Source organism: Nocardia sp. NPDC059154, assembly GCF_042755705.1.
GTDB lineage: Bacteria > Actinomycetota > Actinomycetes > Mycobacteriales > Mycobacteriaceae > Nocardia.
Genome location: NZ_JBHZCS010000136.1, coordinates 1 through 11,979 on the forward strand (window position 1 = coordinate 1; position 11,979 = coordinate 11,979).

An 11,979-nucleotide genomic window follows, 5' to 3' on the forward strand; every position below is an offset into this window, starting at 1 on the left:
ACGGCGCATCCAAGAAGACCTTCTCCTACCTGGGCTATTACGCCTGGTGGCGGGTCATCTACTGGATTCGCCGCAAACATCCGCACCTGACCTGGAAACAGATCCGACGCCGCTACTACGGGGCCGATCGAATCCGCGAGGACACACTGGTTCTTTACAATCCGGCGACGATGCAAGTGCGGCGATATCGCTACCGCGGCACGCGCATTGCCACGCCATTAAATATCGACAGTCTCGACCCGGCCGGAGCTCGTTTCCGCCGAACGAGTCACGATGACATGGCATTCGTCGGGCAGGTGTCCGAACTCGTCACCTGAACCCATCGGGACACGTGGAGAGCCCGGTGCGGGGACAACTCGCACGCCGGGTTCGGCGGGCGGAGACGGGGAAGCCGGCAGCCGAAATGCTGCACGGCGCCTCGTCTCCGACCCAACAGATGCAAGCCCTGGACCGGTCGCAGCCGGTACTGCCGATGATGCCGGGCATGCCCGAGCGTCGCACCCACGGCTACATCCGACATGGCACCACCAGCCTGTTCGCCGCGTTTCAACATCGCCGACGGCACCGTGATCGGCGAACTCCACCGCCGCCACCGAGCGACCGAGTTCAAGAAATTCCTGACCAGCACATCGACAAGACCGTGCCCGCAGAGCTGGACGTGCACGTGGTCTGCGACAACCTGGCCAATCACAAGACGCCGATCATCAACCAATGGCTCGCCCGCCACCCCCGCTTCCACGTGCACTACACCCCGACCGGATCCTCCTGGAACAACCAGGTCGACCGTTGGTTCACCTTTCTCAACACCCAGTTCATCCAGCGCGGGGTCCACAAAAGCGCTGTGGCACTGGAGAAAGACGTCCGCGCCTGGATCGAGCAGTGGAACGCCAACCCGCCACCATTCGCCTGGTGCAAGCCCGCCGAAGAGTCCTCGACTGCCTCGCCAAAGATCTGCAACGGATTTCAGGCGTACACTAGGCAATTGCTGAGTTTCGGATGTTTGGAGCCTTGAAAGAGCAGGCGGCCCAATCTTTTCAGCCCAAAGCGCGCAGCCTGGGAAGGATGTCGGCGGAGAACTGGTCCAGGAATCGAGATTGGTCGTGTCCCGGCCCGTGGAAGACGAGGTGGTTGAGCCCAGCGTCGGTGTATCGCTTGATGGCGGCGACCGCTTCGTCCGGATCGGAGGCGACGATCCATCGTTTGGCGACCTGTTCGACCGGCAGGTGGTCGGCGAGTTCTTCCATTTCGACAGCTGACCCGACGCTGTGCTTCTGTTCCGCAGTCAGCGAAAGCGGCGCCCAGAATCGCGTATTGTCAAGTGCCACTGCCGGGTCTCTGTCGTAGGAGAGTTTGATCTCGATCATCCGATCGACCGCGCCGGGATCGCGGCTCGCGGCTTCGGCGCCTGCAGCCATGGCGGGCATCAGCTTCTCGGTATAGAGATCCATGCCCTTGCCCGATGTGCAGATGATGCCGTCCCCGACACGCCCGGCATACTTGGCGACGACGGGCCCGCCAGCCGCGATGTAGATCGGAATTTGCTCTTCCGGCCGATCGTAGATATTGGCGTTGATGGTTCGGTAGAACTGTCCCTCGAAAGACACGTCCGAGTCGGTCCACAAGGCTCGAATCAGCGATACGGCCTCCCGTAGCCGCGCGAAGCGCTCTTTGAATTCTGGCCACTCCCGGCCGGACACCGCGATTTCGTTGAGTGCCTCTCCCGTTCCGACACCGAGCATGACACGCCCGTTGGACAACAGCGACATCGTGGCGAAGGCCTGCGCGATCACCGGCGGGCTATAGCGGAACGTTGGGGTCAGCACACTTGTCCCGATTCGGACGCGGCTCGTGCGCTCGACCACCGCGGACATCCAGGCCAGCGCGAACGGAGCGTGGCCGCCACTGTGCCGCCACGGCAGAAAATGATCGGATACGACAACGCTATCCAGACCGATTTCCTCTGCGCGAACGGCGAATTCGACAAGATCGCGCGGACCGAACTGCTCCGCGGACGCTTTGTAACCCAATTTCAGCGACATGTGTTGCCCTACTTCCTGTTTCGATCCGCGGCGTGCCGAGCCTGGCGGTAACGCGCGATCAGCGCTTGTGTCGAGCTGTCGTGTTCCAACGGTCCGTCGACATCCAATTCTTCGAAGATTTTTGTAGCCAGGACTTTTCCGAGCTCGACTCCCCACTGGTCGAACGAGTTGACTCCCCAGATCCAACCTTGCACGAAGACCTTGTGCTCGTACAGCGCAACCAACTGTCCCAGCGAGAACGGTGACAGCTGTGGGACCAGAAGGGTGCTACTGGGCCGGTTGCCCAGGAACGTCCGGTGAGCACCCAAGTCCTCAGATCCTGCGAGATTCTCCGGGCTGCGGCCGAGGGCTAGCGCCTCGGATTGCGCGAAGAGGTTGGCCATCAACAGGTCGTGGTGCCGGCGCAGACCGTGGGCAGGCGCGAGCACCCCGATGAAGTCGCAGGGAACGAGCACCGTTCCCTGATGAAGCAGTTGGAAGAACGCGTGTTGACCGTTCGTGCCCGGCTCGCCCCAGATTATCGGCGCCGTTGCGACCCCTATCCATTGCCCGTTTCGATCGACCGACTTTCCGTTGCTCTCCATCTCCAGCTGCTGCAAGTAGGCAGGCAACCGCGCAAGCCGCTGGTCATAGGGCAAAATCGCGTGCGCTTGGGTATCCCAGAAGTTCCGATACCAGAGGCCGATCAGCCCGAGCAGCACCGGAGCATTGGCAGATAGCGGTGCGGTCCGGAAGTGACGGTCCATGGCATATGCACCAGCGAGAAAGTCGCGGAAACCCGCTGGCCCGATCCCAATCATGAGCGACAGCCCGATAGCGGAATGCAGCGAGTATCGACCACCTACCCAGTCCCAGAAAGGAAACATGTTCGAGGGGTCGATCCCGAATGCGGCCACCTTGTCACTGTTGGCCGAAACCGCCACAAAATGCCGTGCCACCGCGTTGGAATCGCCGATTGACGCCCTCAGCCACTGCCGAGCCGCGCGAGCATTCGTCAGAGTCTCCACAGTTGTGAAGGTCTTCGATGACACCACGAACAGTGTAGTCGCAGGCTCAAGCCCAGACAGCGCGCGGTCGAGGTCATGTCCGTCGATGTTGGACACGAAGCGAATCTCCGGCCCGTCGGTCGCAAGCTCCCGCAACGCCTGATACGCCATCGCAGGACCGAGGTCCGATCCGCCGATTCCGATGTTCACGACGGTACGAATGGGCTTGCCGGTCGCTCCCACCCATGTCCCGGCCCGAACCCGATCGGCGAATCCGGCCATGCCTTCCAACACCTCATGGACAGCGTTGCCGATGTCGAGACCATCGACCTCGGGGACACTCTCTGCCGGGGCGCGCAGCGCGGTGTGCAACACTGCGCGGTCTTCGGTGACGTTGATTCGTTCACCGCGAAACATCGCCTCGATTCCCTCGCCCAGTCGCCGTTGTTCAGCCAACTCGGTCAGCAGGGCGAGCGTCTTCGCGGTAACTAGATTCTTCGAATAGTCGAGGACCAATCCGTCGGCTTCCAGAGTCAGCTCCGAACCTCGGTCAGGGTTCGAGTCGAAGAGATCACGAATGGTTGTGTCGCTCAGTTCTTTCCGATGCGACTGCAAACGCTTCCACGCTGGCAATCCCGCAACTGTCATGAGGTGACCGTCTTCTCGATATGCCCGCCGAAGGCTCGGCGCATGGCCGAGAGCGCCTTGAAGCCGTAGTCACCGTTGCCCCGTGACGCGAATCGCTCCAACAACGCGGCGGAAAGAACGTGGGCCGGCACGCCCTCATCGATTGCCGCCTGCAGCGCCCAGCGGCCCTCTCCGGAATCAGCAACGCGGCCGGAGAATTCGGAAAGTTCGGGATCGCCATGCAATGCCGCAGCGGTTAGATCCACAAGCCAGGAGCTGACGACACTGCCGCGCCGCCATGCCTCCATGACCGCATCGACCGCGATCTCGTATGTATAAAACTCGGCGCCCGCCAGCGGGGCGGTTTCCGCATCCAAGACACGCTCTACCGTGCCGACATTGGCGTGGGCAAGAATGGCCATGCCCTCGGCGAGGGCGGCCATCTGCCCGTATTCGACACCGTTGTGCACCATCTTCACGAAATGGCCCGCCCCGGCCGGTCCACAGTGCACATATCCGTGCTCCTCACGCCCCAACGGTCCGGTTCGCCCCTCCGTTCGCTGAGCGGCGTGGGCACCCGGCGCCAGCGCTGCGAAGAGAGGATCGAGCCGCTCGACCGCGGTCTTCTCCCCGCCGATCATCAGGCAGAATCCACGTTCGGCTCCGTAGACCCCACCGCTGGTGCCGACATCCACGTAGTGAATGCCTTGTCGGGCAAGTTCTTTCGATCGCGCTACGTCGTCGCGATAGAAGGTGTTTCCGCCGTCGACCACGGTATCCCCCGGTGCCAGCAGCGGGGTCAACTTCTCGATCACACCGCCGGTCGCCGCGGCAGGCACCATGACCCACACCACTCGGGGCTTGGAGAGAGAATTCACCAGCTCTTCCACCGAGAGGGCCACCGGAATTCCGTCGGTGTTCAGACGGGCGGCTGCCTCGGGATCGGAGTCGTAGACGATCCCCTCGTGTCCCTTCTTCACGAGCCGACGCAACAAGCCAACACCCATGCGGCCCGCGCCCACCATTCCGATTTTCATATCTACTGCCGCCCTTCGGATTTTAGTCGTCTCACTGTCCGGACCGGTAGCCAGCCAACACAGTGGTCAGGTCTTCGATCAAGGCACGCCACGACTTTTGAAATTGGGTCACGCCTTCGTGTTCGAGTTGGGTCGTCACCTTTTCGAAGTCGATGCCCTCCGCCGCGAGGCCGTCGAAGACGGACCTCGCCTTCTCGTATCGGCCGCGGATACGGTCACCTCGAACCTCGCCGTGATCGATCACAGCGGACAGGGTCGGCTCGGGGACAGTGTTCACCGTCCCGGGCGCGACCAGATCGACAACGTAGCGGGTGTCTTCGTAGGCCGGATCTTTCACTCCTGTCGAAGCCCACAGTGGCCGTTGTGGCTGCGCCCCCACGGCGGCGAGTTCGGCCCACCTTTCAGTCTGCAAGCTTTGTTCGTGGGCCTCATAGGCCAAGACCGCGTTGGCGATGGCCGCTTGACCACGTAGCGGCTGCAACCGTTCGGTGTCGGCCGCATCGATCAGCCGATCGACTGCCGTATCCACCCTGGAAACGAAAAACGAAGCGACAGAGGAGATCCGCGACAAGTCCTGCCCGCCGCGTCGGGCGTCCTCGAGGCCGGCGAAGAAGTTCTCGATCACCTGCCGGTAGCGCTCCAGGGAGAAGATCAACGTGACATTGACGTTCATGCCCTGGGCGAGACAGGCACGCACCGCCGGTAGGCCGTCCGTGGTCGCTGGGATCTTGATCATCACGTTCGGTCGGTCGACGAGCCACCACAGCAATTCGGCCTCGGCAATTGTGCGGTGCGCATCGTGTGCCCATGCGGGGTCCACTTCGATAGACACCAAACCGTCCCGGCCCTGACTAGCCTCATGGACGGGTGCCAGCGCGTCACATGCGGCCCGGACATCACTGCAAGTCAGGATGCGAGCCGCGTCTGCGGCGGCGATTCCCAGATGCGCCAACTTCTGCAGCTGAGCCTCGTACTGCACGGAATCGCGCAAGGCATTTCGAAAGATCGCGGGATTGGTTGTTACTCCGGTAACCCCGGCCTGCACCAACCCCTCCAGATCACCGGAAGTAAGGCGGTGCCTGCTCAGATCATCGAGCCAGATCGACACCCCCTGCTCCGCCAGTTGCTTCAGTCGGCCTACCACGACGCACCTCACTATCACCAGGGGAGAAGATGTATATGCTCGAATACGAGCATACAATGCACAAAATCATGCAATAGGGGCCGGGATGTGTCAATATTTCGCGCAGTCGGGTTACGATCCCGTGGAAGGACACATCCGCCATACATTGTCGGGTAGCCGCACTCCCTTCTTCGCGGCGTAGGGCAGATCAGCGGTGACGCCCGGGATGGCCCGCGCTCCACCGTGTGTTCGATGGATCTGACCGTCGCGTTCGAGTGCGTCAAGGTCACGCCGAATTGCGCCCAACCCGGGTCCACCTCGATCGACACCCACCCGTCCTGACCGCCGCTGGATTCGTACACCGGAAGCAGAACATCACAGGCTGCTCGCACATCGCCGCAGGTCAGGATGCGCACCGCATTTGGAGCGGACACACCTAGGCGCGCGAGTCTGAACAGCTCCTCATCGTAATGCTCGGAATCGTGCAAGGCTGCGCGGAAGATCGTCGCGTTGGTGATCACCCCGCAGATGTAGTACTCCTGAACCATTCGATCGAGGCTGCCGGATGTCAGTCGCTGCCTGCTGAGGTCATCCAGCCACACATCGAGACACCCTCGTCGGCCAGCATTTTCATCGAATCGTTCATGGCGTTCCTTCACGCTCACCAAGAGGGGATACTCGAATCCGCGCATCAATGCACGAAATCATGCATCGATGCCTGTGGCGGTGTCAATGTTTCGTGCACGACGGGGTACCATCCGAGGTACTTGCGGGGCCCGCCGCCCGCACCACATCAGGAGGTAGCCGGTGCTTGCCGACACTCGCCGACGCGAGATCCTCGACCGACTGACCGCGGATGGCTACGTCGAGGCCAAAGAACTCGCCCAGGAGCTTGGTGTCGACACCTCGACCATCCGCCGTGATCTGGATGTTCTCGAGCGCGAGGGGCAGGTTCACCGCACCCACGGCGGCGCCAGGCCGATCCCCGGGGTCACCGCCGACCTGCCTTACTCAGCGAAGCAGTCGGCCAACCTTCCGGAGAAATCGGCAATAGCGCGAGTCGCGGCCGCGAAGGTGAATGACGGCGACACGGTAGTCCTGGACAGCGGGTCGACAACCTATGAGGTCGCTCTGGCACTGCGCAATCACAACGGACTGACTGTCATCACCAACGACCTGCGGATTGCCGAGTACGTGGCGGGCCTGACACGCTTCCGACTACTGGTCGCCGGCGGAGAGTTGGTCGGATCCGTATATACGCTGGTCGGCGACCCGACTGTGGAGTTCCTGCGCGGTTACGCGGCCGATTGGACCTTTCTCGGTGCCGACGCCGTCGATCTCGACGCGGGAATCACGAACACCAACACCCTCGAGGTGCCGGTCAAACGCGCAATGATCGCCGCCGCGCGAACCACCGTCGTCGTCGCCGACAGCTCGAAATTCGGCCACCGCGCCCTGGCAAAGGTCGCCGGGCTCGACGAAGTCGAAGTGATGATCACCGACACGGCGCTGACCCTTCAAGTAGGAAAGCCGTATGGCGACAGTCTGATTCGCGTGACCGCGAGCCGAGAGCCCACCGAGACCGGCGCCGATTGACCCTCGCGGAATCCGGTTACCGTAACCGCCCAGCATGGCAAACCGACTGCAGCACGGACAGAATCACAGGTCCGGGACCTCTACGATCATCTGTCCGGCCGACGGCCACCTGGTCTGTGCGGACGAGTCCGTTGAACTTGCAGTCCTGACCCGGCCGCGGAAATTCGCATGAACACCGATCGGCCAGCACCGGATGGTCGCGGGCACAGCGTCTCCAGACGACCCCGCCGGAGGTTGCTGGTGCCACACCGACCGCGAACCAAAACGCCCCAGCAGTGGCGCAGTTGCTCACAGCCGCCCGTACTGCGATCAGCCACCAGGCGATCGTCACGCAGGTGCTCAACGACCGAACGACCGGACCGCAACGCGTCTCGCACATGCCCACTGGCACCGCACTCTCACCAAACATGTTGGCGGGCAACGCACTTCGGCCGCACAGATCGCTCATGCACCCGTCGCGTTCTTCAATCGCAGCCCCAGCGAAAAGGTGACTGAACCAGCGTTCCGTGCCCCGTTTGTGCCAGGCCTTCGCGCGAGCACCCGCTGGTTTCGCATAGCCGTGAATCCCATCAGGTAAAAGACTTGCCGACAACTTTGAATCACTCTCACTGTTGACACATCCCACGCCAGGATTGCATGGTACTGTGCGCATCCTGCTTGTTTTCGCGCATAATCGGCAAGCCTCCATGGAAGAGTGGTACCGTGCACTCCCCTCCCAACCCTCTGACCAGCTCAGATAAGATGCAGCCGCAGGCGGGTCAACCAGCTATGCGCGAATTCGAGCAGCAGGGCGCGGTAGCTCCCCAGGGCGTCCACCGTTACGACATCTCGGCGCAGCGGTGAGTGCGCAGATGTTCGGAAATTGCCATTCAGCTGAAGCTGTAACCAGGCTGTATCGCGAGAGAATCGGTCTGCCTGTCTTCGTCCAACTGGGCAGACCGGTGCTGGAGCTCGGTAACGGGCTGGGCGCGGTATCGATGCCGGCTCGTCTTGGTGCCCAGGTGCTCGGTGCGGGCAATTGGACGGCGCCGATGCCGGTCATCGGCGATCCGATCTCCAGACGATGGCTTTTCCTCGTTCGTATCGATCGGAGCATGAACCATACAACAACGCGACTGCTGAGCAGACATGGAGTGCGTATCCTGGCTGACCGTCGGCCGATCGGGATGCCGATATCGGAATCGCGTTCGAGGTTGCACTGGGAGCGGCCACCTGAACCCGGCCCGTTCCCTTGGCTGAACGAGGTCTTGCAGCGCACGGGCCTCCTCAATCAACGCGGCAAACCTGCCACCAAGAACGCGCAACGACTCCCCTCCCACAAGCCTGCCCAGGTTGCCGTCGATGGGTGGGCTGCCGATGGCCAACCGCCATCGCCCATTTCAAGCCTGGACCGTGGCCGATCCGACAGTCCGTTTCGCTCCGAGGGTGCGACACGACTGGAGGCCAGCCTCGACCGCGAGACGAATTCCGTTGATCCGGGATCACGTTCACCGTATCCGTTGCTCGGCGCCTTGACCGAGCCAGCCGAAAAGCTGGCAGGCCAGAGCGCGGTCGAGCTGGAAGTGCGAGTTCCACCCAGCGGTGAAATCAACTTGGCCAACAACGGGCAAAGGATCAAAGTTCCAGCGTGCGCCGGCCGCGTGGTGACTATTTGGGTCGACCTACGCCGCCTGCACGTAAGCCTCGACGGACAGACCGTTCGCACGATGCAATCGCGGCTGCTCCCGGAGCATCTGCTGATGCTGTGGATGCGTGGAGCCCGCCCGGCCGGGCCCGAGCCCGCAACACCTGCACCAGGAAATGCGAACGACACCACCCTGATCCACCCTGGGGACGTGATCGAAGTCGACAGGCTCGTCGACCGCGACGGATCGGTCAGCCTCGCAGGCGGCAAGCATCTCGTCGGTCTCGACTTTGCCGGCCGTGCAATCACACTGCGCCTCGACGGTAACCTCATGCACGCCATTGCCGACGGCGCTCTTGTCGGGACCTGGCCCAGCCCTAGAGACCGCGACGAAATTGGCCGCATCCGTGGTGCCCGCACGCCCACCACACCACTGCCACCGCCACTGCTTCCGGCGGGGGCGCTGCGAGTGCTACGCCGAGTCCACTCGAACGGCCGAATTCGGGTCGCCGGCCAAAACATCAAGCTCGGACAACGCAACCGCGGCAAGCTCGTGACCGTCGTCATCGAAGACACCCATCTGCGAATCTTCCACGGCGAGGAGGAAATCGCCGCACGACCACGCAAAAGCCTCAAACCAATCACCCGCCTCCACATCGTCGGGCCAGGTGCACACCAAGCCTGATCGGATCGGCAGTCTGTCGTCACGATCTACCCCCGGTACACAGTCGGCAAGTTCAGACAGTGCGATGAGTGGCAGCTCCGGACGCTTCGCCTCGCTACGATGGCGTCGGTTGTTGCCCAACCAGCTCGACATTGGCGGAAATTCGCAGCTCATCACTGATATCGGTTGATGTAGATGCCGTTACGATTTGCTCTTACAAGCTTGTCATCGCTTATGCGAGCGTGTAGCGGGGATGCTCTGCGGCCCAGACCGCGATCTGCGCCCACGAAGTGAATCCCAATTTGGTGGGGATATGCTCCACGTGTCCTTGCGCTGTGCGCTGCGAAATCACCAGCCGGGCGGCGATCGCCTTTTTGGTCAACCCCTCCGCGACGAGGTCGGCGACTTCGCTCTCACGCCTGGTCAAATTCGCCGATACACGATCTGCCGGTGCCACGGCTTCACGTTGTTCACCAAGCGCGCAGTCGACCGCTGCCTCGAATCTCATCCCGCTCCCCTCCTGGTAGGCGGACTCGAATCCTCGCCTGCCGAGTACATCGCGGGCGCGGCGCTCGCATTCCTCACGGTAGGCAGATGCCCTTTCCGAGCTGACCCGGCTGTGAGAACTGCATCGCCCCAACCGAATCGCTGGGGGCCGGAGCCGGGTGCGGCGGGCCTAAAATCGGCCAAGTGTGAGTTCGAACCTCACTGAGGGGACATTCAAGTGCAGGTCAGGGGCTTTCACCTATCGTCACCACCGGCGACGTTGTCACGGTTTGTCACATCCCGACCGAAACTCATTCCGGCTGCCTTCAAAGCGTCGTCTGGGCTGTGTGCGTAGGTCGCCATCGTGAACGCCGCGGACGCGTGTCCGAGCCATGCGGCAATGACCGCGATCGGTACCGACTTCATGTGCATCAATGTCGCGCACGAGTGCCGGGCGTCGCGGAAACGGACGGGCGGAATCCCCAACTCCCCCAGCATTTTTTCCCATCGGAACGTCAACAGGTTCGGATGGTAGGGCTGACCGATTTCATCGCAAGCCACATAGCCGCCATCGTTGTACACCTCCCCGAGGCGCAGCTTCTCCTCGAGCTGACGCTTGCGCGCCGCCCCGAGCACGTCCACCACGCTTTCGGGCATCGGGAGAGTGCGAACCGATCGCTTGGATTTTGGTGTGCCCGTGACGATCTCCCTGCCGACCGCGACGCGGTTCTCCATGATGCGGATCGTCTTCGCCTTGAGATCGACGTTCGACCAGCGGAGTCCGGCGATCTCGCCGCGTCGAAGGCCGTAGCCTGAGCGCCCGATGTCGGACCACCTTCAACTCAGATCCTTTGAGTCCGACGCCGCGAACCACTTTGCCGCCGATGGGCTTCCGCCCATGTTGCCGCTGTCGGTTGCTGCGCGCCCTGTACCGCTCGACCGAAAGGTCGATCTGGCGGGCCGGTACGCCGCTGCAGAGGACACCAAGGTCAGGGTGAAGATCAGCGCCGAGTTGCGGCTGCTCGAGGCGGAGTTCGCGCGGCTGCTTCGCCAGATCGAAACTGAACCCGCGCCTTCGTCGCATCGCAGCGAAATGGCCCGCAAGGCTGCCCGCATACGATGGGACCGCTCCCGTGCCTAACTGGCACACAGCCGCTGGCGCGCAGCGCACCGGCCTGTACGCCTGGCTCGGCAACCATCTCGAGCGTCGACACGCACAACCGGATCCGTGCGACCCGGGACCCGGTGCAGCATTTCCGCCAGTTCCTGAGGCGCTGGCAAACTTCCGCGCCGGGGAGCCGGTCGCGGTGCCAGTGTGGGAGCTCGACGGACATCCCGCCTGCGGCGCGGGGTTCGTTGGCGCGGTGCCGAAGGACCGGACCGTGCGCGCGAGGACATACGTTGTGCGCACGGATGACGCCGTGACGCCGGTCTAGCGAGATTTGAGGATCACTTCCAGCTCACCGAAGCCTGGTCGCCGTCGCGGGTAACGGTGATCCTGCCGTCGGGAATGCCCTTGGCGGCAAGAAACTCGCGCTGCTGCCTAACGAACACGTCCAACTCGTCGGGGGTGCCGACCATGGTCGAGGTGTGCGTGGCGGGGGTGCGCTGCGGTAGCGGCGGATTGATGATGAATGTGCCCACCCACGTCAGAGGAGGAACCATGGGACTGAAATGGCTCGGCGGCGACAGCACAGATGGCTTGGCTGATCGGAGTGGCCATGACGAGATTGATGGCGGTATCGCTGACCGGGCCGCAGATGCAGGCGCGCACGAAGACTGTGACCCGACGCATGG

Annotated in this window: 12 protein-coding genes and 2 pseudogenes; 5 read left to right on the forward strand and 9 right to left on the reverse strand. The window is 62.6% G+C overall.

What is annotated here, in order from left to right; genetic code table 11:
* Positions 1-317, forward strand: a pseudogene (locus tag ACFXN1_RS50110) (hypothetical protein); the annotation flags it as partial.
* Positions 318-403: 86 nt separating this feature from the next.
* On the forward strand, positions 404-1,012 hold the full coding sequence (locus ACFXN1_RS50115) for a transposase (protein ID WP_379445989.1): 609 nt from the start codon (positions 404-406) through the stop codon (positions 1,010-1,012).
* 22 nt (positions 1,013-1,034) lie between these two features.
* Here ACFXN1_RS50115 and fgd read toward each other — a convergent pair whose 3' ends face one another.
* The 6 genes and pseudogenes from fgd to ACFXN1_RS50145 all read right to left on the reverse strand — a co-directional run.
* The gene (fgd, locus tag ACFXN1_RS50120; protein WP_379445987.1) at positions 1,035-2,039 is read right to left on the reverse strand and encodes a glucose-6-phosphate dehydrogenase (coenzyme-F420); all 1,005 of its coding nucleotides are present in this window, start codon (positions 2,037-2,039) and stop codon (positions 1,035-1,037) included.
* A gap of 8 nt (positions 2,040-2,047) precedes the next feature.
* Positions 2,048-3,673 (reverse strand): glucose-6-phosphate isomerase, encoded by a 1,626-nt coding sequence (gene pgi, locus ACFXN1_RS50125; protein WP_379404089.1) that lies wholly within the window; start codon positions 3,671-3,673, stop codon positions 2,048-2,050.
* Positions 3,670-4,689, reverse strand: coding sequence for a phosphogluconate dehydrogenase (NAD(+)-dependent, decarboxylating) (gene gnd, locus ACFXN1_RS50130; RefSeq protein ID WP_379445986.1), 1,020 nt, complete (start codon positions 4,687-4,689; stop codon positions 3,670-3,672). Before gnd ends, pgi begins: the two co-directional genes overlap by 4 nt.
* A gap of 31 nt (positions 4,690-4,720) precedes the next feature.
* Positions 4,721-5,833, reverse strand: coding sequence for a transaldolase (gene tal, locus ACFXN1_RS50135; RefSeq protein WP_379445984.1), 1,113 nt, complete (start codon positions 5,831-5,833; stop codon positions 4,721-4,723).
* Between the two features lie 111 nt (positions 5,834-5,944).
* Positions 5,945-6,145: a DeoR family transcriptional regulator gene (locus ACFXN1_RS50140; protein WP_379404124.1), complete on the reverse strand. Its 201-nt coding sequence runs from the start codon at positions 6,143-6,145 to the stop codon at positions 5,945-5,947.
* A gap of 29 nt (positions 6,146-6,174) precedes the next feature.
* Positions 6,175-6,504: pseudogene (locus ACFXN1_RS50145) on the reverse strand (transaldolase family protein); the annotation flags it as partial.
* 115 nt (positions 6,505-6,619) lie between these two features.
* Here ACFXN1_RS50145 and ACFXN1_RS50150 point away from each other — a divergent pair.
* Positions 6,620-7,408, forward strand: coding sequence for a DeoR/GlpR family DNA-binding transcription regulator (locus ACFXN1_RS50150; protein WP_379445983.1), 789 nt, complete (start codon positions 6,620-6,622; stop codon positions 7,406-7,408).
* A gap of 839 nt (positions 7,409-8,247) precedes the next feature.
* The gene (locus tag ACFXN1_RS50155) at positions 8,248-9,717 is read left to right on the forward strand and encodes a hypothetical protein (RefSeq protein WP_379445982.1); all 1,470 of its coding nucleotides are present in this window, start codon (positions 8,248-8,250) and stop codon (positions 9,715-9,717) included.
* Positions 9,718-9,928: 211 nt separating this feature from the next.
* Here ACFXN1_RS50155 and ACFXN1_RS50160 read toward each other — a convergent pair whose 3' ends face one another.
* Together ACFXN1_RS50160 and ACFXN1_RS50165 are read right to left on the reverse strand one after the other, a co-directional pair.
* Positions 9,929-10,204, reverse strand: coding sequence for a response regulator transcription factor (locus ACFXN1_RS50160; RefSeq protein ID WP_379445980.1), 276 nt, complete (start codon positions 10,202-10,204; stop codon positions 9,929-9,931).
* Between the two features lie 233 nt (positions 10,205-10,437).
* Positions 10,438-11,007, reverse strand: coding sequence for a site-specific integrase (locus tag ACFXN1_RS50165; RefSeq protein WP_379445991.1), 570 nt, complete (start codon positions 11,005-11,007; stop codon positions 10,438-10,440).
* Between ACFXN1_RS50165 and ACFXN1_RS50170 the strand changes: the two genes are divergently transcribed.
* A complete protein-coding gene (locus ACFXN1_RS50170) occupies positions 11,006-11,323 on the forward strand; it encodes a hypothetical protein (protein WP_379445979.1) in 318 nt (105 codons plus the stop codon). The two genes, ACFXN1_RS50165 and ACFXN1_RS50170, sit on opposite strands and share 2 nt — an antisense overlap.
* A 308-nt stretch (positions 11,324-11,631) precedes the next feature.
* On the opposite strand, the gene ACFXN1_RS50175 is transcribed toward ACFXN1_RS50170, so the two are convergent.
* Positions 11,632-11,826 (reverse strand): hypothetical protein, encoded by a 195-nt coding sequence (locus ACFXN1_RS50175; protein ID WP_379404098.1) that lies wholly within the window; start codon positions 11,824-11,826, stop codon positions 11,632-11,634.
* Between the last annotated feature and the right edge of the window lie 153 nt (positions 11,827-11,979).

Bases quoted from the DNA above. Each gene is read 5' to 3' on its own strand.
- gnd (WP_379445986.1), bottom strand. From the start codon at position 4,689: ATGAAAATCGGAATGGTGGGCGCGGGCCGCATGGGTGTTGGCTTGTTG.
- ACFXN1_RS50170 (WP_379445979.1), top strand. From the start codon at position 11,006: ATGTCGGACCACCTTCAACTCAGATCCTTTGAGTCCGACGCCGCGAAC.
- fgd (WP_379445987.1), bottom strand. From the start codon at position 2,039: ATGTCGCTGAAATTGGGTTACAAAGCGTCCGCGGAGCAGTTCGGTCCG.
- ACFXN1_RS50160 (WP_379445980.1), bottom strand. From the start codon at position 10,204: ATGAGATTCGAGGCAGCGGTCGACTGCGCGCTTGGTGAACAACGTGAA.
- ACFXN1_RS50115 (WP_379445989.1), top strand. From the start codon at position 404: ATGCTGCACGGCGCCTCGTCTCCGACCCAACAGATGCAAGCCCTGGAC.
- pgi (WP_379404089.1), bottom strand. From the start codon at position 3,673: ATGACAGTTGCGGGATTGCCAGCGTGGAAGCGTTTGCAGTCGCATCGG.